A 22,512-nucleotide genomic window follows, 5' to 3' on the forward strand; every position below is an offset into this window, starting at 1 on the left:
CTACGCGAACGCTTCTCATTCGCCCGAGTTCTCGATGACGCCTAGCACCGTCCGCGCCTGGACCCTGATCCACAAGTGGATCAGCCTGATCTGCACGGCGTTCCTGCTGATGCTGTGCATCACCGGCCTGCCGCTGGTCTTCCACGACGAGATCGACGGGGCCCTGAACCACGATCCGAAGATCGTCGCCCAGCCCGGTCAGCGCCTCGCGACCCTGGACGAGGTGCTGGACACCGCGCTAGCCGCCCGCCCTGGCGAGGTCGGCCTGTTCATGAGCTTCGACACTGACCGCCCGGTGGTCAACGTCACCAGCGGCCCTCGTCCCGACGCGTCCGAAAGCCAGATGCACTTCGCGTCGATCGACCTGACCACCGGCAAGATCCTGGCCCCCGGCGGCGCGGCGGGCAGCGTCATGGACGTCATCCTGCGCATCCACAAGGACATGTTCCTGGGCCTGCCGGGCCTGCTGTTCCTGGGCTTCATGGGCCTGCTGTTCACGGCGGCGATCGTCTCGGGCCTGGTCGTCTATCCGCCCTTCATGCGCAAGCTGGACTTCGGCACGGTGCGGGTCTCGCGCTCCAGCCGGCTGAAGTGGCTGGACTATCATAACCTGCTGGGCGTGATGACGGCCGCCTGGGTCCTCGTCGTAGGCCTGACGGGCGTGATCAACACCCTGTCGGAGCCGATCATCCAGGTCTGGAAGGCCAACGAGCTGGCCGCCATGACCGCGCCCTACAAGGGCAAGCCCGCCCCGACGCATCTGAGCTCGATCGGCAAGGCCGTGGCCACGGCCCAGGCGGCCGCGCCGGGCATGCGCGTGCAGTTCGTGGCGTTCCCCGGCGGCTCGTTCTCGAGCGCGCACCACTATGCCGTCTTCATGCAGGGCGAGACCCCGGCCACCGAGAAGCTCCTGACCCCGGCCCTGATCGACGCCGAGACCGGCCAGCTGACCGCCATGCGCCGCATGCCCTGGTACGCCCAGGCCCTGCTGCTGTCGCAGCCCTTGCACTTCGGGGACTATGGCGGCCTGCCGCTGAAGATCCTGTGGGCGCTGCTGGACGTGGTGACCATCGTCGTCCTGATCACCGGCCTCTATCTGTGGCTGTCCAAGCGTCGCGGCGGAGAGGCGTCATGAGCGCCTTCCGCCGCGTCTGGGCCGCCCCGATCGCGATCGCCGTCGTCAGCCTGATCGGCCTGGTCGTCGCCCTGCTGGGCGATGGCCTCAACGACTGGGTCTCGTGGATCGGCCTGGCGGTCCCGCTCGTGGTGATCGTCTGGGCCCGCCTTAAGCGGCGGGCTTGAGGCGCACGCCGGGGAAGTCCACCGGCACGTCCAGGGCGACATTGACGTAGTTGGTGAAGAGGTTCAGCGCCACGTGGGCGATGATCTCGACCACGCCCTCGTCGTCGAAGCCGGCGGCCTTCAGCGCCGCGACATCGCCTTCCGAGATCGCCGCCCGGTCGCGGACCACCTTCAGGGCGAAGGTCAGGGCCGCCTGGATGCGGGGATCAGCCGAGCGACCTTGCTGGGCTTCGGCCATCTCTTCCGCCGAGGCGCCGGCGCGACGGCCCAGGGCCGTGTGGGCGGCCAGGCAGTATTCGCAGTTGTTGGCGTTGGCGATGGCCACGGCGATCTCCTCGCCCAGGCGCGCGCCCAGCTTGCCGCCGCCCAGGGCGCCGAACGCGCTCCACATGCTGCTGAGTGCGGCCGGCGAATTGGCGACGGCCTTGAACATGTTCGGCACGACGCCGAACGCGCCCTTGATCTGGTCGAGGGCCGGCTTGACGTCGGCATTAGCGACGGCCGGGTCGACAAGGTTCACACGGGTCATGGGTAGTCTCCTTCTCTAGGCTTGGGGAATGGCGCAGGCGCCGGTCGAGCAGTCTTCGGCGGCTTGGGATTGCAGCATGCGGCTGATCTCGGCCCCGACATTGAGGTCCGGCGCGTGGCCGAACACCTGGCGGCGCAGGCGGCCCTCGGCGTCGATCAGCACCAGGGTCGGGGTGCCGCGCATGCGGTAGGCCGACATGGTCCGAGGGATCGGGTCGTCGATCCCGGCGGCGTCGATGCCGACCGGGAACTTGATCCGGTACTCGTGCAGGAAGGCTTCGAGCGTCGCGGGGCTGTTGGCCTCGTGGTGCTCGAAGACGCTGTGCAGACCGACCACCGCCAGGTCCTCGGCGGGGAAGGCCTCGCGCAGGCGCTGGGCCTGGGGCAGCGCGTGGCTGACGCAGCCGGGGCACAGCATCTGGAAGGCGTAGAGCGCGACGACTTTCCCCCGAAAACCTTCCAGGGTCAGGGGTACAGGCGTGTTGAACCACTGCGTCGTCATCCAGGACGGCGCAGGGCCATTCAGCGATGGCATGGGCTTGTTCCTTAGTGGGCGTGAACCGAAGTGACCTTGCCCGGCAGGCTCAGATCGCCGGAGGCCACGTCGAAGACGTCGGACACGCACAGCAGCGGCGCGTGCAGGTTGCCGTTGATCTTCAGCGCCGCGGTGACGCCGTCGAACTTGACGCCCTCGGTCGCGCCGATCACCGAGACCGGCACCTTCACCTCGACGGTGTCGGTGGCCAGGGTCGTCGGATAGGTCGGGCTGTCGATCAGCAGCGGCACGCCGGGCCAGGTGGCCGGCAGCTTGGGCTTGGCGCCGACCGGGATGTCCTTGACCTTCAGCGCGGCCGGACCGCAGGCGGGATCCTTGGTCAGCACCACCCAGTGCGGATGCCAGACATGGCGATTGACCGCCCCGGCCGCGCCGTCATCGAAGTCCGGGTGGAAGGTCACGGCTAGGGCGAGAATGCCCTGGGCGCTCTCGAAACCGACCGTGGCGCTGTCCAGCGAGGTCGGCCAGACATAGCTGTAGACCGCGCTGCCGGCGAACTGGCCGGTCGCCTTGGGCTTCAGCTCGCCGGCCTTGCCGCGCACCTGGACCTTGAAGGCGACATCCGTGCCGTTCGAGACGATCTCGGTGCGGACGATGTCGAACGGCGCGGCGGCGGCCGGCGTGGCCGGCGCGGTGATCGCCTGGGCCGCCACGCTGCCGGCGGTGATCAGAGAGAGGGCGGAGGCGGCGAGCGCCGAACGCAGCTTGGACATGGAACAGACCCCTTGATGAGCGCGGCCTCGGCCGCCGTTGTGAAGAAGGTGGTGGTTGATTTCTGTTGCGGGACTACCCAGTTTCGCTCACACGCTATTCAAATTTGCATGGGATGAGCGATGGACTGGGACGACCTCCGCGTATTCCTGGCGGTGGCCAAGTCGGGCAGCCTGACCCGCGCCGCCCGCGACCTGGGCCTCAGCCAGCCGACTGTCGGCCGGCGCATCGCGGCGCTGGAAAAGCGCACCGGCGCGCGCCTCTTGGACCGCACCCCGACCGGCTATGTCACTACCGCGGCCGGCGCGGCGATCCTGGCGGGGCTGGAGCGGATGGAGGGCGAGGCCCTGGCCGTCGAGCGGATGATCATCGGCCATGACGCGGGCCTGTCCGGTCCCGTCCGCGTCACCGCCATCGAGTGGTTCGCCGCCCGCGTGCTGGCCCCGATCTTCGCCGACTTCACCCTGGAGCATCCGGAGGTGACCATCGAGCTGCTGACCGACGTGCGCCTGTTCAGCCTGACCCGGCGCGAGGCCGACATCGCCCTGTCCTTCAACCGCTTCGACCAGGGCGACATCTTCCAGCGCAAGGTCGCTGACGTGCCGCACGCCCTGTTCGCCTCGCCGGACTATATCGCGCGGCGCGGCACGCCCGACTGCCGGACCGGCATGGGCGGCCACGCCATCATCCAGATGGATGAGCAGCACGGCGGCCAGGTCGACGCCGAGTGGCTGGCCGGCATCGCCGTCGACGCCCACGTCGCCCTGCGCAGCAACAGCCGCGAGGCCCAGGCCCGCGCCTGCGCCGCCGGAGCCGGCGTGGCGGTGCTGCCCCGCTGCCTCGGCGAAAAGACCCCGGGCCTGGTCGAGATCGTCACCCATTCGCTGCCTCCGACCCGGACGGTGTGGCTGGGGGTGCACCGCGACGTGCGCCAGACGCCGCGCGTGCGGGCCCTGGTCGAGGCTGCGGCCGAGGGCCTGAAGACGTCCGGCTACCTCGCGGACGCCGCCTAGCGCCCCAGCCGCGCCAGGGCCTGCGCCACGCCCTCGCCGTACAGCGGGTCTGCCTTGGCGCAGTTGGCGATATGGCGCTGCTGGATGTCGACGCTGGCGCCGCCGACCGAGCGGGCGGTGTTGTCGAACAGGGCCTGGCGCTGCTGGGCGTTCATCAGCCGGAACAGGTCGCCGGGCTGCTGCCAGTGGTCTTCGTCGACACGGTGATCCCAATGGGCGGCCGCGCCGTCGATCGCCAGCGGCGGCTCGTTCAGTTCGGGCCGGTCCAGCCACTCGCCCCGGCTGTTGGGCCAGTAGTGCGGGGTCCCGCCCAGGTTTCCGTCCGTCCGCATCGCCCCGTCGCGGTGATAGCTGTGGAACGGGCACTTGGGCGCATTGACCGGGATGTGGTTGAAGTTGACGCCCAGCCGGTAGCGCTGGGCGTCGCCGTACGAGAACAGGCGCGCCTGCAGCATCTTGTCGGGCGAGACGCCGATGCCCGGTACAATATTGGCCGGCGTGAAGGCCGCCTGCTCGACCTCGGCGAAGACGTTGTCGGGATTGCGGTTCAGCTCCAGCACCCCGGCCTCGATCAGCGGAAACTGGCCCTTGGGCCAGACCTTGGTCAGGTCGAACGGGTTGAACGGGAAGGCCTTGGCCTGGGCGTCCGTCATCACCTGCACCGACAGCGTCCAGCGCGGGAAGTCGCCGCGCTCGATGGCCTCGAACAGGTCGCGCTGGCTGCTCTCGCGGTCCTTGCCGACCAGGGTCTCGGCCTCGCTGTCAGTGAGGTTCTCGATGCCCTGATGGCTGCGGAAGTGGAACTTGACCCAGGTGCGCTCGCCGGCCTCGCTGATGAAGCTGAAGGTGTGGCTGCCAAAGCCGTGCATGTGGCGATAGCCGCGCGGTAGGCCCCGGTCGCTCATCACGATGGTCACCTGGTGCAGGGCCTCGGGCAGCAGGGTCCAGAAGTCCCAGTTGTTCTGGCTGCTGCGCATGCCGGTGCGCGGGTCGCGCTTGACCGCGTGGTTCAGGTCCGGAAACCGCAGCGGGTCGCGGAAGAAGAACACCGGGGTGTTGTTGCCGACGAGATCCCAGTTGCCCTCCTCGGTATAGAACTTGACCGCGAAGCCGCGGATGTCGCGCTCGGCGTCGGCCGCCCCGCGCTCGCCGGCCACGGTCGAGAAGCGCAGGAACACCGGCGTCTGCTTGCCGATCTCGGCAAAGACCTTGGCCTTGGTGAAGCGGGTGATGTCGCCGGTCACCGTGAAGGTCCCGTAGGCGCCCGAGCCCTTGGAGTGCATGCGGCGCTCAGGGATCACCTCGCGGTCGAAATGGGCCAGCTTCTCGATCAGCCAGATGTCCTGCAGCAGGGCGGGCCCGCGCGGGCCGGCGGTCTCGATATTGACGTTGTCGGCGACGGGGGCGCCGTTGGCGCGGGTGAGGCGGTGATCGGACACGAGAGGCTCCGGGCGATCCAAGCGATGCCCAAAGCTTGGCGACGTCGCGCCCGTCAGGATTGAACAAACTGACCGTGGATCACGCTCGGTTGGTGCAAGACCGTTCCAGCCCGCCGGACCCAGGATGCCCGCGTTCGAAAAACGGGGGCTTTGATGAACTCAACCGAACCCACGGAAGACGGCGACGTCACGCGTCGCGGCGTCGTCGGCGGAGGCCTCGGCATCGCCCTGCTGGCGATGGCCGCCCCTCTGGCCGCCTGCACGGCCCAAACCCAGACCCAAGGAAATAGTCAGATGAGCAGCGGCTTTGTCACCACCAAGGATGGCGTCCAGATCTTCTACAAGGACTGGGGTCCCAAGACCGCCCAGCCGATCGTGTTCCACCACGGCTGGCCGCTGAGCGCGGACGACTGGGATAACCAGATGATGTTCTTCTACGCCCAGGGCTTCCGGGTCATCGCCCACGACCGCCGGGGCCATGGCCGCTCGACCCAGACCGACACCGGCAACGAGATGGACACCTACGCCGCCGACATGATCGCGGTGGCCAAGCATCTGGACCTGAAGAACGCCGTCCACATCGGCCACTCGACCGGCGGCGGCGAAGTCGCCCGCTACGTGGCGCGCTCGGAAGCTGGCCGGGTGGCCAAGGCCGTGCTGATCGGCGCGGTGCCGCCGATCATGGTCAAGTCCGACAAGAACCCCGGCGGCCTGCCGCTGGAGGTGTTCGACGGCTTCCGCGCCGCCACCGCCAACAACCGCGCCCAGTTCTTCCACGATGTGCCGGCCGGCCCGTTCTACGGCTACAACCGGCCGGGCGCGAAGGTCGACCAGGGCGTGATCCTGAACTGGTGGCGCCAGGGCATGATGGGCGGCATCAAGGCCCACTACGACTGCATCAAGGCCTTCTCGGAGACCGACTTCACCGAGGACCTCAAGGCCATCTCGGTCCCGACCCTGGTCATGCACGGCGACGACGACCAGATCGTTCCGTATGCGGATAGCGCGCCGCTGTCGGTCAAGCTGCTGAAGAACGGTACGCTCAAGACCTACAAGGGCCTGCCGCACGGCCTGTGCACGACCCACCCCGAGGTGGTGAACCCCGACCTGCTGGCCTTCATCAAGGCCTAAATCCGACGTCTCCCAGCGCACGGCGTACGGGTTCGCCCGCGCCGTGCGTGTTCACTGTCGAGGCCCCTAGCGCGCCTCGGGGAGAACATCATGCTGGGACATGTCGGGGCCGTCGAAACCCATACCTTCCGCCAGCCGCCGAGGATCGGCGGCCTGGCGCCTTGGCGAGCCCGCCAGGTCGAGCGGTTCATCGACGAAAACCTGAGCGCGCCGCTCAGCGTCGCTCGGATCGCCGCCTTCTCGGGCGTGGGTCCCGGCTATTTCGGGCGGGCCTGCAAGGACACCTTCGGCCTGGCGCCCCGCGCCCTGATCACCCACAAGCGCCTGGATCGGGCCAAGGTGCTGATGGCCACCACCGACGAGCCCCTGAACCAGATCGCCCTGGCCTGCGGCTTCGCCGACCAGTCGCACTTCACCAACCGCTTCCGCCGCCTGATGGGCATGACGCCCACGACCTGGCGGCGTACTCACCGCCAGGCCTAGTCAGCCCGCACCAGCTTCAACCGCCCCGGCCCGTCCGGCACGGCCCGCACCGGATACAGCTTGGCCAGGCCGCGGGCGAAGCGGGCGTTGTCGCCGGCGCGGAACTGGCCGGTGATCCGCAGGGCCGCCACGCGCGGGTCGTCGATCACCAGCTGCAGCACGGCGTAGCGATTGAGCTGCGTCACCACCTCGCCCAGCGGCTTGTCGTCGAACACCAGGCGGGTCTCGCGCCAGGTCTCGGCGCCGGCCGTATCGGCCTGGCGCACCACCTCGGGCTTGCCCGGCGCGACCAGCAGTTCCTGCCCCGGACGCAGCACGACGGCGGCCTGGGCGGGGCTGGCGCCCGGCAGGTCGACCCGGACGCTGCCCTCCAGCAGGGTCACCCGCAGGCCTTCGGAGTCGCTGCGCACGTCGAAGCGCGTGCCCAGGGCCGTGACCAGCCGCCCCTCGGCCTCGACCACGAAGGGTCGTGTGGCGTCGTGGGCGACATCGAAATAGGCCTGTCCCCGCACCAGCCGCGCCCGTCGCTCGCCCTTCGTGTAGGCCAGATCCAGGGCGCTGCTCGGCGCCAAGGTGGCCTTGCTGCCGTCAGGCATGGGGAACAGGCGCTGCTGGTCGGCGGTCTCGAAATCGATGCGCTGGGTCGCCGCCGGCGGCGCGACCGGATCGGCCTTCCACGGCGCCAGGGTCACCGCCAGCCCGACCGCCGCCACCGCGCAGGCGGCCGCCGCCAGCCACGGCGTGATCGAGCGTGGCCCCCGCAGCGCCTTGGCCCGACGACGCGGCAGATCCAGCGGCCGATGCTCGTCGGCGAAGTCGAAGCTGGCCAGCATCTCCTGGGCGTTCAGCCAGGCCTCGCGATGGGCCGGGTCCTGGTCCAGCCAGGCGTCCAGCCGCGCGGCTTGGCCCGGATCGGCCTCGTCGATCTCGACCAGCAGGCGGGCGGCGGCCTGGTCCGGCGGCAGGCCCACGAGGTCGCTGAGCATACGGTCGGTCATCGCGAGATCCTCGTATGCGCCAAGAGGTGTTCGAGGGCGCGGACCATGTGCTTCTCGACCGCGCTGGTCGACAGGCCCAGCCGATGGGCGACCTCGCGCACGGCCAAGCCCTCGATGCGGCGAAGGATGAAGATGGCCCGGGTGCGTTCGGGCAGGGTCGCCAGCGCCTGGGTCGCGATGCGCAGGGCCTCGCGGGCGTCCAGCTGCCGGGCCAGGTCGACGCCCTGGCCATCGTGGCGATCGGGATCGAAGGGCACATGACGGTCGGCCCGCCGGGCCTGCCGCCGGCGATGGCGGTCGATCCAGACGCTGGCGGCGACGCGGAAGACATAGGCCCGGGCGTGTTCTTCCTCGGCCAGGCTCAGTTGGTCGGCGGCGCGGACGAAGACTTCCTGCACCAGGTCCTCGACCTCGGCCTCCTGGCAGGGCCCCAGCCGCCGGCGGAAGAAGCCGGCCAGTGGCTCGTTGAGGGACGCCGCCAGCGCCGCCCCGCGCGCCTGGGCGCGGCGGCCTTGCTCGCTCGCCGACGCGTCGCGGGGTCCGTCCATGAACTGTTCATGCTCCAGGAGCATGCGGAACTCCAGCGTCGGCCATTCTTTCGAACACGCGGCGACGCGGGAAATCCGTACGGTCAGTCGAGGTTTTTCTTGGCGTCCTGGTTCATGAAATAGACCTCGTCGATCTCGACCAGCACCACCGAGCGCGGGCGCTTGCCCTGGTGGGTGAAGCGAGCCATCAGGTCCTCGCGCGTCGTCACCCGCGCCAGGCCGTTCAGCCGCAGCACCTCGTCGACGCCGGGGATGAAGAACACCAGGCCCACGCCCGGCTCGCGGACGATGTTGCCCAAGGTGTCCAGCCGGTCGGCGCCAGGACGGTTGGGGAAGGCCAGCTCGGTGTCGCTGATCGCGTGGACGAAACCCGCCTCGCCGCCTTGAGGGCTGACGTCGCCGCGTCCGTCGGGCCGGGTCGAGCCGATGCAGAAGAATGGCGACAGCGCCAGGAACCGGCGGCTGTGGCGATCGAGCTTCGGCAGGGCCTTGTCGACCACCGCCTTGGCGGGCTGCGCATAGACGGTCCGCGGACCCGCTCTGTCGTCGATGAAACCTGGCTCGCTCATATCCAACTCCACTGTCGCGGAGCAGTATATGCGAATCATTCGCAACTTCAATCACCGACGCGCGTACCGCCCCGGCGACAGTCCGAAGGACCTCTGGAACAGGGTGGCGAAGGCGCTCAGCGACGAGAAGCCCAGGGTCTGGGCGACCTGGGTCGAGGACTGGCCCGCGCCCAGCAGGGCGGCGGCCTGGGTCATGCGCAGCTGCTGGCGCCAGGCCACGAAGCTCATGCCCGTCTCCTGGCGGAAGTTGCGGGTGAAGGTCCGGCGGCTCATGCCCGCCTCGGTCGCCCAGGCGTCGATGTCGCGGCCGTCGGCCGGGTCACGGCGCAGGGCGGCGCAGACCCGTTGCAGGCGGGCGTCTTCGGGCAGCTTGGGACCGGCCTCGGTCGACGGCGGCGCGCGGGTGATCTCGCCCAGCATCAGCCGCACGATCTCCCCTTCCCGCCCGGCCTCGTCGTACAGCGGACCGAAGGTCAGGAACTCCTCGACCAGGGCGTGGAGGAACGGACTGATATCCAGCACCCGCAAGCCGTCGGGCTGGGGGCTGGCGGCGGTCGTCACGTAGAGGACGTTGTAGGCGGCCGGGCCCGCGCAGCTGACCTCGTGGCGCAGGCCGGCGGGGATCCAGACGCCGCGCCCGGGCGGTAGGACGATCGAGGCGTCGCCGGCCCGCACCGCGGCCACGCCTTCCAGCCGGTACGAGAACTGGGCCCGGTCATGGACGTGCGGCGGGTCGTAGTAGCCGGTCGGCTGGCGGCCGTAGAACCCCACGACCGGGCGCACCGGCGGATGGTCGGCGCTGCTCTGGTCGATCGGGGGCTCGGACGGTTCGACGGACAACGGAATCCTTGAGGCAGCACGCGATTGGATATCAGCCGCTGACCGGCACCGGCGGCAGTCGCGAACGGGTCGATATGTTCCGCGATCGGGCCAAAGCCTGACCACATCATTGCGACTGCCTCTCAATAACTTTAAGCGAGCCCGAAATCAAAATCTCAGTGGGCTTGAAGGGGTGTCGGGCGTGAAGACGGCGAATGTCGTGCGCGGAAAAGGACGGAACGGCTGGGACGTGGCCGTGCGCGTCGTGCTGGCCATCCCCGGCGCCTATGCCGTCACCGCCGCCTGCACGATGCTGTTGGCCCGCACCCTCCCCGCCGCGCGACTGGACGCCACCCTGTGGGCCACGATCGCCGCGTTCGGGATCTATGCCGCCCTGGTGGTCTGGGTGTTCGCCGCGTCCAGCGCCCTGCGCGCCGGCCTCGTCCTGCTGGCCATCGGCGCTCTCGCTGGCCTGGGCGCGATGTGGGCGGCATGAAGCAAGGTTTCCGACAATCTCAGGCGGGCCTGCACACCTGGTCGGGCCTGCTGGTCGGCTGGGTGCTGTACCTGATCTTCCTCAATGGGACGGTCAGCTACTGGCGCGAAGAGATCACCCGCTGGTCGCAGCCCGAGATCGGCGCGCCCCAAAGCCTGGAGACCGTCGCGCGCGGCGCGATCACGCACCTGCAGGCCACTGCGCCCAAGGCCGCCTCGTGGCAGATCATGCTGCCTGACGAACGGGCCAGCGGTGCGGAAACGACCTACAAGGAAAAGGGCAAGAAGCCCGTCCTGCGCGGCGACGACCCGACCGCGACGCTGATCGGTCCGGACGGCAAGCCGACCACCGCGCGCGAGACCGAGGGCGGGAACCTCTTCTACCGGCTGCATTTCGACCTGCGCTACATGCCGGTGATCTGGGGCCGCTGGGTCGTCGGCTTCTGCTCGATGTTCATGCTGGTCGCGATCGTCAGCGGCGTGATCACCCACAAGAAGATCTTCGCCGACTTCTTCACCTTCCGGCCCGGCAAGGGTCAGCGCAGCTGGCTGGACGGCCACAACGCCCTGGCGGTGCTGGCGCTGCCGTTCCACGCCATGATCACCTACACGGGCCTCGTCACCCTGATGGTGATCTATGTGCCGTTCGGCGTGACGGCCAACTATCCCAGCACCAAGGCCTATTACGCCGAGAGCGCCCCGCGCCTGAAGCCGGTCAAGCCCACGGGCCAGGCCGCGCCGCTGGCCGATATCGGCGGGATCCTGGCCACCGCGTCCAAGACCTGGGACGGCGGCCAGCCCGGCATCATCCGGATCGACAATCCGAACGACAAGGCCGCCCGCATCGTGGTCACCCGCCGCGCGTCCGACAAGCTGGTCGACGGCCGCTGGGAGATCGTCTTCGACGGGGTGACGGGCAAGGTCCGTAGCAGCGTCGCACCGACCTCCGCCGGCATGATTACCCGCGGCGGCATGATCGGCCTGCACGCCGGCCGTTTCGCGCCGATGACCCTGCGCTGGCTGTTCTTCCTGTCAGGCGTGGCGGGCACGGCCATGGTCGCCACCGGCCTGGTGCTTTGGATCGCCAAGCGCCGCGCCAAGCTGGGGGCCAGGTTCCACTTCGGCTTCTGGCTGGTCGAGCGGCTGAATGTCGGCGCGGTCGCCGGCCTGCCACTGGCCATGACCGGCTTCCTGTGGGCCAACCGCCTGCTGCCGACCGGCATGGCCCACCGTGCCGATTGGGAGGTCCACATGATGTTCCTGGTCTGGGCCGCCACGCTGATACACGCCTTCGTCCGTCCGCCGAACAAGGCCTGGATCGAGCAGTTGAGCCTGACGGGCGTCGCCCTGCTGCTACTGCCAATCTTCGATCAGGCCGCCACGGGTCGCGGACTGGTCGACAGCCTCAAGGCCGGCGACGGGTCACTGATCGGCATGGAGCTGGGCCTTCTGGTCCTGGGCGCCAGCTTCCTGGCCATCGCCTGGCGCGCGGCCCGCTCGCAAGCCAAGCGTCGCGCCAAGGAGGCCGCCCTCACCCAGTTGGCCGAGGCGCGCGGATGACCCTGCTGGCCCTCTTCCTCTGCCTCAGCGGCTTCGCGGCCCTGGCGCTGGCCATGGATCGCCACCACCACGCCCGTACCGGCGCGCGGCCGGTCAGAAGTCGGAAACGCCTGCTGCAACTGGCTGGAGCATTGGCCCTGACCCTGGCGTTCGTCGTCGCGATCGCCGCCTGGGGATGGGCCTACGGACCGATCTACTGGCTGGGCCTGCTGACCGCCGGCGCCGCGCCGGTGCTGCTGGCCCTGACCTACGCGCCGCCGCGCCGAAAACCCTGAAATTCCTGACTTTTTCGCACCTTTCGAACCAAAGGACACCCAAGCCTTGCCCGCTCGCACCGCCCTCCTCGCCAGCGCCGCCCTCCTGGCGCTCACCTCCGCCGCCCACGCTCAGACCGCCGAAGACACCACCGTCGACAGCGTCCTGGTGACCGGCCGCACCGAGGGCTACCAGGTCAAGGGCACCAACACCGCGACCAAGCTGCCGCTGACCCTGCGCGAGACGCCCCAGTCCCTGACGGTCTTCACCCGCCAGCGGATCGAGGACTTCAATCTGATCACCGTGACCGAGGTCTTCGCCCAGACCCCGGGCGTCAACGTCCAGCAGTACGATTCCAACCGCGTGCTGTTCAACGCGCGCGGCTTCGCCATCACCAACTTCCAGTTCGACGGCGTGCCGACCCAGTACACCACCGGCGCCGGCGGCAATTCAGTGCTGAGCGACACCTCGATCTACGAACGCATCGAGGTGGTGCGCGGGGCCACCGGCCTGGTCACCGGCGCGGGCGATCCGTCGGCGACGATCAACATGGTCCGCAAGCGCCCGACCGAGGACTTCCGCGCCTCGACCAGCCTGTCGGCCGGCTCCTGGGACTATCGCCGGGCCGAGGTCGACGTCTCGGGCCCGCTGGTCAAGAGCGGCCGCATCCGCGCCCGTCTGGTCGGCGCCTATACCGACCGCGAGTCCTACGTCCGCTTCCAGCACGACAAGTCGCCCAGCCTGTACGGCGTGGTCGAGGCCGACCTGACCGACAGCACCCGCCTGCGCCTCGGCGCGGACTATCTGCGCACGGACTCGCAAGGCGGGGCCTGGAGCGCCGCGCCGCTGTTCTTCCGTGATGGGACACGGGCTGAGCTGCCGCGCTCGTACAGCGCCGGCGCCAAGTGGAACCGCTGGGAGCGCGAAAGCCGCAACCTGTTCGGCGTGCTGGAGCATGACTTCGGCGGCGGTTGGGTCGGCCGCCTGGCCTACAATAACCGCTCGACCGACACCGAGAGCCTGCTGTTCGCCGGCTCCAACAGCGGCGGTTTCGCCGACAAGACGACGGGCCTAGGCCTGACCATCTCGGACACCTACACGGTCAGCGAGACCCGCGAGCAGTCGCTGGACGCCTATGCCTCGGGGCCGTTCCAGGCGTTCGGCCGCCAGCACGAGCTGGTCGTCGGCGGCAACGTCTTCAGCCGCGACCTGCGCACGATCAACGCCGGCATCACCAGCCGCCCCTACAGCCTGACCACCTTCCCCAGCATCTTCAACTGGAACGGCGACATCGGCCTGCCGGGCGTGTCCAACACCGGCAAGCCGCGCAGCATCGCCAACACCACCGAGGCCGGCCTCTACGCCGCCGTGCGCCTGAACCCAACCGACCGCCTGAAGGTGATCGGCGGGGCGCGCTTCAGCGACTGGGATGTCCAGACCGACAACTTCAGCGCCACGACCGGCGCCTTCGTCAACACCACCGGCCGTTACGGCGAGACCCGCATCGCGCCCTATCTGGGCGTGCTGTACGACCTGACCGGAAACCTCACGGCTTTCGTCAGCTATGCCGACGTCTTCCAGCCGCAGAATTTGCGCACCAAGGACTTCGAGCAGATCGCCCCCAAGATCGGCGGCAACTGGGAGTACGGCCTCAAGGCCGAGTTCTTCGACAAGCGTCTCTACGCATCGCTCAACGGCTTCTACATGCAGCAGGACAATGTCGCGGAAATCGATCCGACCGTGCCACTGAACAGCCTGCCCGACGGCACGACGGCCTATCGCGCGGTCAGCGGCGTGAAGACCCAAGGCGCCGAGCTGGAGGTGTCGGGCTCGATCACCAAGGCCTGGAGCGTGACCGGCGGCTACACCTACACCTTCAACGAGGACGCCAAGGGCAATCGGGTGTTCACGGTCAATCCGCTGCACATGCTGAAGCTGAACTCGACCTACAAGCTGGGACGTTGGACCCTGGGCGGCGGCATGAGCTGGCAGACCAAGGTCTATCAGAACATGAACGCCCCGACCGGCCGTTTCACCGCCGCCGGCGCGCCGGTGCTGGCCGCCACGCGGGTGACGCAGGGCAGCTACTTCCTGGCCGACGCCCTGGTCCGCTACGCCTTCACCGACAAGATCAGCGCCGGCGTCAACGTCACCAACCTGCTGGACGAGAAGTACTATCGCAACGTCGGCTACTTCAACGGCGGCTACTGGGGCGAACCGCGCCGGGTGCTGTTCAACGTGAGAGCGCGATACTAGGCGGAACCTAAGCCTGGCCACGGCGTCTTGCATGCATGACAGCCGGCGGTCAGATGGATCCGTTCATACGGAAACTCGAACGGCGCGATGATCTCAGCCAGGTCGAGCGCGAGGCCCTGCGCGCCCTGCCCGTTCGCCGCCGCGAGGTGCGGGCCGGGCGCAACGTCATCGGCTTCGCGGCGCGGGTCGAGGTCAGCTGCCTGCTGATCTCCGGCCTGTGCGGACGCTTCTCGGCCCTGGCCAGCGGCGCCCGTCAGTACACCGAGGTCAGCGTACCGGGCGACTTCATCGACCTGCACGGCTTCGTCATGAAGCATCTGGACCATGGCGTTCACGCCTTCTCGACCTGCGTGGTTCTGGACGTGCCGCACGAGGCGCTGAAGGCCCTGACCGAGCGCCATCCTCACCTGACCCGCCTGCTGTGGCTGGAGACCGTGGTCGACGCGGCGGTGCACCGCCAGTGGCTGCTGGCCCTGGGCCGCCAGAACGGTCCGGCCCGGCTGGCCCACCTGATCTGCGAACTCTATCTGCGGCTCGAGGTCGTGGGCCTGGCCAGCGACCTGCGCATGGAGCTGCCCCTGACCCAGCAGGAGTTGGGCGAGGTGCTGGGCTTCTCGGTCGTGCACGCCAACCGCACGCTCCAGACCCTGCGCCGGCGCGAGCTGATCACCTGGCGCGACCAGAAGGTCGAGATCCTGGACTGGGCGCGCCTGGCTGAGCTGGCCGAGTTCGATCCCGGCTATCTGCGTCTGCAGAAGGAACCGATCTAGGAGCTCTGGTCCGAGGCCGCCTCCAGGGCGGCGCGGTCCAGCAGGGTCACCTGGGCGCCGCGCATGTCGATCAGCTTGTCGCGCTTCATCTGCTGCAGGGTGCGATTGACGTGCACCAGGCTGAGCCCCAGGGCGTCGGCCAGGATCTCCTGTTTGAGCGGCAGGTGAAACGTCTCGCCGCGCACCTCGCCGATCTCGCTGAGACGACCGTGCAACTCCAGCAGGAGATGAGCCATACGCTCCAGGGCGGTCTGGCGTCCAAGCCGAACCATCTGGTCGATCATCCGTCCTTGCTGCGCCGCCGCCGCGCCGGCGAACACCCGGCCCAGCCGCTCCGTGCCGGCGATGAAGCCCGGCTGGGCGCGACGCACCTTCAGCGGCGTCAGGGCCAGGGCCTCGACCGAGCGCTGCGAACGGGTCAGCAGATCGAAACCGATCCCGTCGCCAGGCAGCAGGAAGGCCAGGATCTGGCGGCGGCCATCCCGCAGCGTGTGGGCCAGGCACGCCCAGCCCGACAGCAGGAACATCGGTGGCGAGCCGGTCAGTTCCAGGTTCTTGCCGGCGGGATAGGTCTCAACACGGCCCAGCCGCGCCTCCAGCGCCGCCACGTCCTCTTCCAGAAGCGGGCCATAACGTTTGAGCCGGCGCACATGCGGCTTCTCGACCGCCCCCTGCTGAGGGTTCCCGATCATGGGACGTCCGCCCCGACCCGAACTGGCCGTACCGTGAATATCGTCATCGCTCGCCACGTCCCTATCAGCGAGCCTGACCCCGGTCTTTATCATCTGATAGGCATGTCGCGATTGGATATAAGGATATCTTTATATCCCAATTGACTCGCGCGTTGGTCGAGGCCACCATGAATGCGTCGTGGTTCCCTGGGGCGTTCGCGTCCTGGGGCTAAGATGGGAATTCGGTTCGAAGCCGGAGCTGCCCCCGCAACTGTAAGCGGCGAGCCGCTGTCCACTACGTGTCACTGATGCGCCCAAGCTGGTTCGGCGGCGTATCGGGAAGGCCCGGACAGCAGCATTGACCCGTGAGCCAGGAGACCTGCCGCGACAGATAACGTCCTCCGGCGGGGTGTCCGGTCAGGTCGCATGCCTAAGGCGCGACCGGACCCTCCGTGCGCGTCCGACCGCGCGCGTCCCGATCAGCCTCGCCACAACACCGGCAGAGGTTTTTTTCGAAGATGACCGTCACCGTCGCCACCCTTGGCTTTCCCCGCATCGGCCCCCGGCGCGAACTGAAGACCGCGCTCGAGCGCTACTGGTCGGGCAAGATCGACCAGAACGCCCTTCAGGGCGTCGCCGCCGACCTCCGCACCCAGACCTGGAGCCGCCAGCTCGCCCTGGGCGCGGACCATGTCCCGTCCAACGACTTCTCGTTCTACGACCAGGTGCTGGACACCAGCGTGCTGGTGGGCGCGATCCCGGCGCTCTACGGCTGGAGCGGTGGGCCGGTGTCGCTGGACACCTATTTCGCCATGGCGCGCGGCAGCCAGGGCGTCGAGCTCGCCCCCTGCGGTCACGATCACGGTCCCAAGACCGGCGTCCCGGCGCAGGAAATGACCAAGTGGTTCGACACCAACTACCACTACCTGGCGCCCGAGGTGTCGCGCGGCCAGGCCTTCGCCCTGTCGTCCACCAAGCCGGTCGACGAGTTCCTGGAGGCCAAGGCGCAAGGCGTCCAGACCCGCCCCGTTCTGCTGGGTCCGGTGACCTTCCTGAAGCTGGCCAAGACCAAGGACGAGGGTTTCGAACCGCTGTCGCTGCTATCGGCCCTGCTGCCGGTCTATGCCGAGGTGCTGAAAGGCCTGGCCGCCGCCGGCGCCGACTGGGTGCAGATCGACGAGCCGTGCCTGGCCCTGGACCTCACCGACTTCGAGCGCGGTGAGCTGCGCCGGGCCTATGGCGCCCTGACCCATGCCGCGCCGGGCCTGCGCCTGATGCTGACCAGCTATTTCGGCGGCTATGGCGAGAACCTGACCACCGCCGTGAACCTGCCGGTCGACGGCGTGCACCTCGATTTGGTCCGTGCGCCGGACGAGCTGGAACGCGCCCTGTCGGCCAGCCGTGAGAGCCTGGTCCTGTCGCTGGGCGTGATCGATGGCCGCAATGTCTGGCGCGCCGACCTGCCGGCCCTGCTGGACCGCCTGGAGCCCGTCGTCGCCCGGCGCGGCGCCGACCGCATCGTGCTGGCCCCGTCGTGCTCCTTGCTGCACACACCGATCGATCTGGCGCTCGAAACCGCGCTGGATCCGGAGGTCCGCCAGTGGCTGGCCTTCGCCGTCCAGAAGATCGAGGAACTGGCCGTCCTGGCCAAGGCGCTGAACGCCGGCCGCGCCAGCGTCGCCGCCGAACTGGACGCCAGCGCCAAGGCCGCCCAGGCCCGCCGCGTCTCGCCCAAGATCCACGACGCCGCCGTCGCCGCGCGCCTGGCCGCCACGACGCAGGCCATGGCCAAGCGCCACGCCGCCTTCGACCGTCGTCGCGAGCAGCAGCTGCCCCTGCCCGCCTTCCCGACCACCACGATCGGCTCGTTCCCGCAGACCGAGGAGGTCCGCAAGGCCCGCTCGGCCCACGGCAAGGGCGAGCTGACCGACGCGGCCTACGAGACCTTCCTGCGCGAGGAAACCGAGCGCGCCATCCGCTGGCAGGAAGAGGCCGGCCTCGACGTGCTGGTGCATGGCGAGTTCGAGCGCAACGACATGGTCCAGTACTTCGGCGAGCAGCTGTCGGGCTTTGTCTTCACCAAGAGCGCCTGGGTGCAGTCGTACGGCTCGCGCTGCGTGCGGCCGCCGATCCTGTTCGGCGACGTCTCGCGGCCCGCGCCGATGACGGTGGCTTGGTGGCAGTACGCCCAGAGCCTGACCGATCGTCCGGTGAAGGGCATGCTGACCGGGCCGGTGACGATCCTGAACTGGTCGTTCGTCCGCGACGACGTCCCGCGCGAACTGGCCTGCCGCCAGATCGCTCTCGCCATCCGCGATGAGGTCGTCGACCTGGAGGCCGCCGGGGCCAAGATCATCCAGATCGACGAGGCCGCCCTGCGCGAGGGCCTGCCCCTGCGCCGCGCCGACTGGGACGCCTATCTGGACTGGGCCGTGGAGTGCTTCCGCCTGACCGCCTCGGGCGTGGCCGACGCGACCCAGATCCACACCCACATGTGCTACTCGGAGTTCAACGACATCATCGCCGCCATCGGGGCGATGGACGCCGACGTGATCTCGATCGAGACGGCGCGGTCGAAGATGGAGCTCTTGGACGCCTTCGCCGGCTACGCCTATCCGGCCGAGATCGGGCCGGGGGTCTACGACATCCACTCCCCGCGCGTGCCCTCGGTCGACGAGATGGCCGACCTGCTGACCGCCGCCCAGGCGCGGCTGTCGACCGGCCAGCTGTGGGTCAATCCCGACTGCGGCCTGAAGACCCGCAAGTGGCCCGAGACCAAGGCGGCGGTCGCCAACATGGTCGAGGCGGCGCGACGGGCGCGCGAGGCCGTCTAGCGGGCGCCCCCTTATCGAGCAAAAGGAAACGGCGACAGGGACTTGCTGGTCTCCTCGACCAGCAGGGTCCTGTTGATCGGTGCGGCGGCCCGCTGGGGACAGGCGGGCCGTTCGCAGATCCGGCACGAGGGGCCGATCTCGACGGTGATGGGATTGGCGATGTCCAGCCCCCGCGCCTGCACCAGCTTGCCGGCGTATTTCAGCTCGCAGCCCAGGCCGACGACCAGCTCGTCCTCAAGGCCCGAGTGGAGGCCCGACACCCGGCGCACCGTGCGCGACAGGGTAAAGTAGCGCTCGCCGTCGGGGGTCTCAATCACCTGGGTGACGATGCGCCCCGGGGTCTTGAAGCTGTCGTGCACGTTCCAGCGCGGACAGGCCCCGCCGAAGCGCGAGAACGGGAACGGGCCGGACGCGAAGCGCTTGGAGATGTTCCCCGCCGCGTCCAGCCGCATCATGAAAAACGGCACGCCGCGCGAGCCGGAGCGGCCCAGGGTGGTCAGGCGCTGGGCGGCCTGTTCGTAAGAGACGCCGAAGCGCGGGCGGACCCGCTCGATGTCGTAGCCGCTGGCCTCCATGGCGCTGAGGAACGGCTCGTACGGCATCATGATCGCCGCGGCCAGGTAGCCGTCCAGGAACACCTTCAGCAGCTGGCGGGTGGCGCGGTCCGGGGCCTTGAAGCGGTCAGTCAGGTCCGACAACACCTCGCCGCCTTCCATCAGCCCCAGCTGGTAGCACATGCCGAAGATGCGGCTGGCCGGGGCCAGGGTCTCCGACAGCATCAGGCGCTTGCGGTGATGGTCGTAGCGGCGCAGCGAGCCGGTCATCACCTCGACCGGCATCACCCGGGTCTGGACGCCGAACTTGCTCTGCAGCCGCTCGCGCACGGCCGGGCCCAGGTCCTGCGGGTCGGCCTTCAGCTGGGCGACGATCTTCTCGGCCAGGGTCTCCAGCTCGGCGAAGTGGTTGCGCTGGGCGCCGACCAGGTCGCGGACCCAGTCGGTCGGCGACTGCTCCGAGACCGGCCCCGTGCCGTCCGGCCGCTCAAAGGCGCCCAGGTCGATCATGCGGCCGCGATCCAGATAGGCGCGATAGAGGCGGCTGACCGCCTCGGCCAGGCCCGGCGACAGCTCGGCGACCTCGGCCGCCTCATGCCGGCCGATGCCGAGGTCGGCGAACATCTTGTCGGCCAGCACCTCTTCCAAGCCTGCGCCGCCGCCCGGATCGTCAGCCGACAGACTGCGCAGATCCAGGTCATAGGCGTCGGCCAGGCGCAGCAGCAGTTGGGCGGTGACCGGCCGCTGGTTGCGTTCCAGCAGGTTCAGATAGCTGGCGGAGACGCCGAGCTCCTCGGCCATGCGAGCCTGGGTCACGCCCAGGTCGCGCCGCAGCCGCTTGAGCCGTCCACCGAGAAAGAGCTTCTTGTCACCTGTCGCCATTTCGTCAACTTGTCATGACTTTACAGATTTTACAAAGTCGATCTTTGACAAATCACCTTCAATAGGTTCGACCCATCCCGCAGCGCAGCGTTAGCTCACCAGGACGAGTTTTCCTTGGCCCGCAAAGGCGCAACGCCCCGGGCCCCGTAGTGGGATCGAACGACCATGACGCAGCGCAAGACCTATGCCGACCACCGCGACGCCCTGCTGGCGCGCTATCCGAACGGCGTCGCGCCCGGCGGCGTGGACATCGACGACATCATCCAGCTGAAGCTGCAGAACACCTTCCCGACCCACCTGGACATCGCCCGCGCCATGGCCCCGGTCATGCGCGCCGACATGGCCGCCTACGACGCCGACAGCTCGAAGTTCACCCAATCGCTGGGCTGCTGGTCGGGCTTTCACGCCCAGCAGATGATCAAGTCGGTCAAGCGCCTGCGCGGCACGACCAAGGGCGCCTACGTCTACCTGTCGGGCTGGATGGTCGCGGGCCTGCGCAACCGCTTTGGCCACCTGCCCGACCAGTCGATGCACGAGAAGACCTCGGTCGTCGACCTGATCCAGGAGATCTATGTCTCGCTGCGCCAGGCCGATGAAGTCGGCATCAACGACCTCTTCAAGACCCTGAAGGCCGCCCGCGACGCCGGCGACCAGGTCGCCGAGCAGGCCGCGATCAAGGCGATCGACAATTTCGAGACCCACGTGGTGCCGATCATCGCCGACATCGACGCGGGCTTTGGCAACGAGCACGCGACCTATCTACTGGCCAAAGAGATGATCAAGGCCGGCGCCTGCTGCCTGCAGATCGAGAACCAGGTTTCGGACGCCAAGCAGTGCGGCCACCAGGACGGCAAGGTCACCGTGCCGCGCGAGGACTTCATCGAGAAGCTGCGCGCCTGCCGCCTGGCCTTCGAGGAACTGGGCGTCGACGAGGGCGTCATCGTCGCCCGCACCGACAGCCTGGGCGCGGGCCTGACCCAGAAAATCCCCGTGAGCGCCGGCGAAGGCGACCTGGCCGCCGACTACATCAAGTGGCTGAAGACCGAGGCTATCACGCCGGAAAACCCGCTGAAGGACGGCGAGCTGGCGATCATGAAGGACGGCGCCTTCCACAAGCCCGTGCGCATGCCCAACGGCCTGTTCGCCTTCCAGGACGGAACCGGCCGCCAGCGTGTCATCGAGGACTGCATCGCCAACCTGACCCAGGGCGGCGCCGACCTCCTGTGGATCGAGACCGACACCCCCAATGTCGACGAGATCGCTTCGATGGTGGCCGAGGTCCGCAAGGTCGTGCCGAACGCCAAGCTGACCTACAACAACTCGCCGTCGTTCAACTGGACGCTCAATCTGCGCAAGCAGGTCCGTGACCAGTGGATTGCCGAGGGCAAGATCCACAAGGACAGCTATCCGGAAGGCAACTCGCTGATGTCGGCCGAGTACGACAAGAGCGACCTGGGCCGCGAGGCCGACGAGCGCCTGGCCCGCTTCCAGGTCGATATCGCCGCCCGCGCCGGGGTGTTCCACAACCTGATCACCCTGCCGACCTTCCACCTGACCGCCAAGAGCGTCGACGAGCTGTCGCGCGGCTACTTCGGCGAGGAGCGGATGCAGGCCTACGTCAACACGGTGCAACGCGAGGAGATCCGTTGCGGCGTGTCGGCCGTGAAGCACCAGCACGAGGTCGGCTCGGACCTGGGCGATACCTTCAAGGAGATGGTCGCCGGCGAACGCGCCCTGAAGGCTGGCGGCCACGCCAACACCATGAACCAGTTCGCGGCCGAATAGCCGCCATCCCCTAGCAGAAGAGGACCATGACCATGACCGCCTTCGCCCCCGCCGCCATGCCCGACACCGACGCCCAGAAGCGCGCGGTGGACCGGGTCGCCGAGGCCGCCCACCGCCTCAACGACGCCGTGCAGCGCGCCATCGCCGCCGGCTACTCGGTGGAACTGGTGCGCACCTCGCGCCACCACGACGGAACGGGTAACTGGGGCGACCAGATCGTCCCGACCGTCCGCGAAAAGGGCGCCGAGAAGAGCGCTTAAAAAGTCCGACGCCTTGCGTGGTCCTCGTCCTTCGACAAGCTCAGGATGAGGACCATTGCGGGCGCCGCAGAGAAACGCCCCAGCACTTACGCT

General features: G+C 68.6%; 23 protein-coding genes and 1 riboswitch. Of the genes, 13 read left to right on the forward strand and 10 right to left on the reverse strand.

Features of this window, described 5'->3' with window-relative positions:
• Nucleotides 1-34: 34 nt before the first annotated feature.
• Together AC1RRR_RS10585 and AC1RRR_RS10590 are read left to right on the forward strand one after the other, a co-directional pair.
• Nucleotides 35-1,135 (forward strand): PepSY-associated TM helix domain-containing protein, encoded by a 1,101-nt coding sequence (locus tag AC1RRR_RS10585; protein WP_492812849.1) that lies wholly within the window; start codon nucleotides 35-37, stop codon nucleotides 1,133-1,135.
• A complete protein-coding gene (locus AC1RRR_RS10590) occupies nucleotides 1,132-1,302 on the forward strand; it encodes a hypothetical protein (protein ID WP_492812851.1) in 171 nt (56 codons plus the stop codon). Before AC1RRR_RS10585 ends, AC1RRR_RS10590 begins: the two co-directional genes overlap by 4 nt.
• On the opposite strand, the gene AC1RRR_RS10595 is transcribed toward AC1RRR_RS10590, so the two are convergent.
• From AC1RRR_RS10595 to AC1RRR_RS10605, 3 genes are read right to left on the reverse strand one after another with little or no spacing between them, the layout of a single operon-like run.
• On the reverse strand, nucleotides 1,286-1,831 hold the full coding sequence (locus AC1RRR_RS10595) for a carboxymuconolactone decarboxylase family protein (RefSeq protein ID WP_492812853.1): 546 nt from the start codon (nucleotides 1,829-1,831) through the stop codon (nucleotides 1,286-1,288). The genes AC1RRR_RS10590 and AC1RRR_RS10595 overlap by 17 nt on opposite strands.
• Nucleotides 1,832-1,846: 15 nt before the next feature.
• Complete coding sequence (locus AC1RRR_RS10600) at nucleotides 1,847-2,365, reverse strand: redoxin domain-containing protein (RefSeq protein WP_492812854.1); 519 nt, start codon at nucleotides 2,363-2,365, stop codon at nucleotides 1,847-1,849.
• Nucleotides 2,366-2,376: 11 nt separating this feature from the next.
• On the reverse strand, nucleotides 2,377-3,099 hold the full coding sequence (locus AC1RRR_RS10605; protein ID WP_492812856.1) for a hypothetical protein: 723 nt from the start codon (nucleotides 3,097-3,099) through the stop codon (nucleotides 2,377-2,379).
• 120 nt (nucleotides 3,100-3,219) lie between these two features.
• On the opposite strand from AC1RRR_RS10605, the gene AC1RRR_RS10610 reads away from it, so the two are divergent.
• Nucleotides 3,220-4,110, forward strand: coding sequence for a LysR family transcriptional regulator (locus tag AC1RRR_RS10610; protein WP_492812858.1), 891 nt, complete (start codon nucleotides 3,220-3,222; stop codon nucleotides 4,108-4,110).
• On the opposite strand, the gene AC1RRR_RS10615 is transcribed toward AC1RRR_RS10610, so the two are convergent.
• On the reverse strand, nucleotides 4,107-5,549 hold the full coding sequence (locus AC1RRR_RS10615) for a catalase (RefSeq protein WP_492812859.1): 1,443 nt from the start codon (nucleotides 5,547-5,549) through the stop codon (nucleotides 4,107-4,109). The two genes, AC1RRR_RS10610 and AC1RRR_RS10615, sit on opposite strands and share 4 nt — an antisense overlap.
• A gap of 294 nt (nucleotides 5,550-5,843) precedes the next feature.
• Here AC1RRR_RS10615 and AC1RRR_RS10620 point away from each other — a divergent pair, with 294 nt between their 5' ends.
• Both AC1RRR_RS10620 and AC1RRR_RS10625 read left to right on the forward strand, forming a co-directional pair.
• On the forward strand, nucleotides 5,844-6,680 hold the full coding sequence (locus tag AC1RRR_RS10620; RefSeq protein WP_492813544.1) for an alpha/beta fold hydrolase: 837 nt from the start codon (nucleotides 5,844-5,846) through the stop codon (nucleotides 6,678-6,680).
• A 90-nt stretch (nucleotides 6,681-6,770) separates the two neighbouring features.
• Nucleotides 6,771-7,163 (forward strand): helix-turn-helix transcriptional regulator, encoded by a 393-nt coding sequence (locus AC1RRR_RS10625; RefSeq protein ID WP_492812861.1) that lies wholly within the window; start codon nucleotides 6,771-6,773, stop codon nucleotides 7,161-7,163.
• Here AC1RRR_RS10625 and AC1RRR_RS10630 read toward each other — a convergent pair.
• The 4 genes from AC1RRR_RS10630 to AC1RRR_RS10645 are packed head-to-tail and all read right to left on the reverse strand — an operon-like array spanning nucleotide 7,160 to nucleotide 10,118.
• Nucleotides 7,160-8,161 carry a FecR family protein gene (locus tag AC1RRR_RS10630; RefSeq protein ID WP_492812863.1) on the reverse strand — a complete coding sequence of 334 codons (1,002 nt, stop codon included), beginning with the start codon at nucleotides 8,159-8,161 and terminating at the stop codon, nucleotides 7,160-7,162. The genes AC1RRR_RS10625 and AC1RRR_RS10630 overlap by 4 nt on opposite strands.
• Nucleotides 8,158-8,733, reverse strand: a complete 576-nt coding sequence (locus tag AC1RRR_RS10635) for an RNA polymerase sigma factor (protein WP_492812864.1) — start codon at nucleotides 8,731-8,733, stop codon at nucleotides 8,158-8,160. The genes AC1RRR_RS10630 and AC1RRR_RS10635 overlap by 4 nt, the downstream gene beginning before the upstream one ends.
• Before the next feature lie 59 nt (nucleotides 8,734-8,792).
• On the reverse strand, nucleotides 8,793-9,278 hold the full coding sequence (locus tag AC1RRR_RS10640; protein WP_492812866.1) for a pyridoxamine 5'-phosphate oxidase family protein: 486 nt from the start codon (nucleotides 9,276-9,278) through the stop codon (nucleotides 8,793-8,795).
• A 51-nt stretch (nucleotides 9,279-9,329) separates the two neighbouring features.
• Nucleotides 9,330-10,118 carry a helix-turn-helix transcriptional regulator gene (locus AC1RRR_RS10645; protein ID WP_492812868.1) on the reverse strand — a complete coding sequence of 263 codons (789 nt, stop codon included), beginning with the start codon at nucleotides 10,116-10,118 and terminating at the stop codon, nucleotides 9,330-9,332.
• A 181-nt stretch (nucleotides 10,119-10,299) separates the two neighbouring features.
• On the opposite strand from AC1RRR_RS10645, the gene AC1RRR_RS10650 reads away from it, so the two are divergent.
• Genes AC1RRR_RS10650 through AC1RRR_RS10670 form a run of 5 tightly spaced genes read left to right on the forward strand, consistent with a single transcriptional unit; the run spans nucleotide 10,300 to nucleotide 15,433 of the window.
• Nucleotides 10,300-10,593: a hypothetical protein gene (locus tag AC1RRR_RS10650; protein ID WP_492812869.1), complete on the forward strand. Its 294-nt coding sequence runs from the start codon at nucleotides 10,300-10,302 to the stop codon at nucleotides 10,591-10,593.
• A complete protein-coding gene (locus tag AC1RRR_RS10655; RefSeq protein WP_492812871.1) occupies nucleotides 10,590-12,152 on the forward strand; it encodes a PepSY-associated TM helix domain-containing protein in 1,563 nt (520 codons plus the stop codon). Before AC1RRR_RS10650 ends, AC1RRR_RS10655 begins: the two co-directional genes overlap by 4 nt.
• Entirely contained in the window at nucleotides 12,149-12,427 is a 279-nt protein-coding gene (locus tag AC1RRR_RS10660) for a DUF3325 domain-containing protein (protein WP_492812872.1), read from the forward strand. The genes AC1RRR_RS10655 and AC1RRR_RS10660 overlap by 4 nt, the downstream gene beginning before the upstream one ends.
• 46 nt (nucleotides 12,428-12,473) lie before the next feature.
• Nucleotides 12,474-14,663, forward strand: a complete 2,190-nt coding sequence (locus AC1RRR_RS10665; protein ID WP_492812874.1) for a TonB-dependent siderophore receptor — start codon at nucleotides 12,474-12,476, stop codon at nucleotides 14,661-14,663.
• Nucleotides 14,664-14,716: 53 nt separating this feature from the next.
• The gene (locus AC1RRR_RS10670) at nucleotides 14,717-15,433 is read left to right on the forward strand and encodes a Crp/Fnr family transcriptional regulator (RefSeq protein ID WP_492812876.1); all 717 of its coding nucleotides are present in this window, start codon (nucleotides 14,717-14,719) and stop codon (nucleotides 15,431-15,433) included.
• Here AC1RRR_RS10670 and AC1RRR_RS10675 read toward each other — a convergent pair.
• Nucleotides 15,430-16,125: a Crp/Fnr family transcriptional regulator gene (locus tag AC1RRR_RS10675; protein WP_492812878.1), complete on the reverse strand. Its 696-nt coding sequence runs from the start codon at nucleotides 16,123-16,125 to the stop codon at nucleotides 15,430-15,432. The genes AC1RRR_RS10670 and AC1RRR_RS10675 overlap by 4 nt on opposite strands.
• Before the next feature lie 162 nt (nucleotides 16,126-16,287).
• Nucleotides 16,288-16,505: riboswitch (cobalamin riboswitch) on the forward strand.
• A 117-nt stretch (nucleotides 16,506-16,622) separates the two neighbouring features.
• Between AC1RRR_RS10675 and metE the strand changes: the two genes are divergently transcribed.
• On the forward strand, nucleotides 16,623-18,938 hold the full coding sequence (gene metE, locus AC1RRR_RS10680) for a 5-methyltetrahydropteroyltriglutamate--homocysteine S-methyltransferase (RefSeq protein WP_492812880.1): 2,316 nt from the start codon (nucleotides 16,623-16,625) through the stop codon (nucleotides 18,936-18,938).
• Nucleotides 18,939-18,949: 11 nt separating this feature from the next.
• Here metE and AC1RRR_RS10685 read toward each other — a convergent pair whose 3' ends face one another.
• On the reverse strand, nucleotides 18,950-20,374 hold the full coding sequence (locus tag AC1RRR_RS10685; RefSeq protein WP_492812881.1) for a helix-turn-helix domain-containing protein: 1,425 nt from the start codon (nucleotides 20,372-20,374) through the stop codon (nucleotides 18,950-18,952).
• A gap of 165 nt (nucleotides 20,375-20,539) precedes the next feature.
• Between AC1RRR_RS10685 and AC1RRR_RS10690 the strand changes: the two genes are divergently transcribed.
• Together AC1RRR_RS10690 and AC1RRR_RS10695 are read left to right on the forward strand one after the other, a co-directional pair.
• Nucleotides 20,540-22,159 (forward strand): isocitrate lyase, encoded by a 1,620-nt coding sequence (locus tag AC1RRR_RS10690; RefSeq protein WP_492812883.1) that lies wholly within the window; start codon nucleotides 20,540-20,542, stop codon nucleotides 22,157-22,159.
• Between the two features lie 32 nt (nucleotides 22,160-22,191).
• Complete coding sequence (locus AC1RRR_RS10695) at nucleotides 22,192-22,419, forward strand: hypothetical protein (protein ID WP_454717421.1); 228 nt, start codon at nucleotides 22,192-22,194, stop codon at nucleotides 22,417-22,419.
• Nucleotides 22,420-22,512 lie beyond the last annotated feature (93 nt).

Source organism: Caulobacter sp. GW821-FHT12D05, from assembly GCF_058807295.1.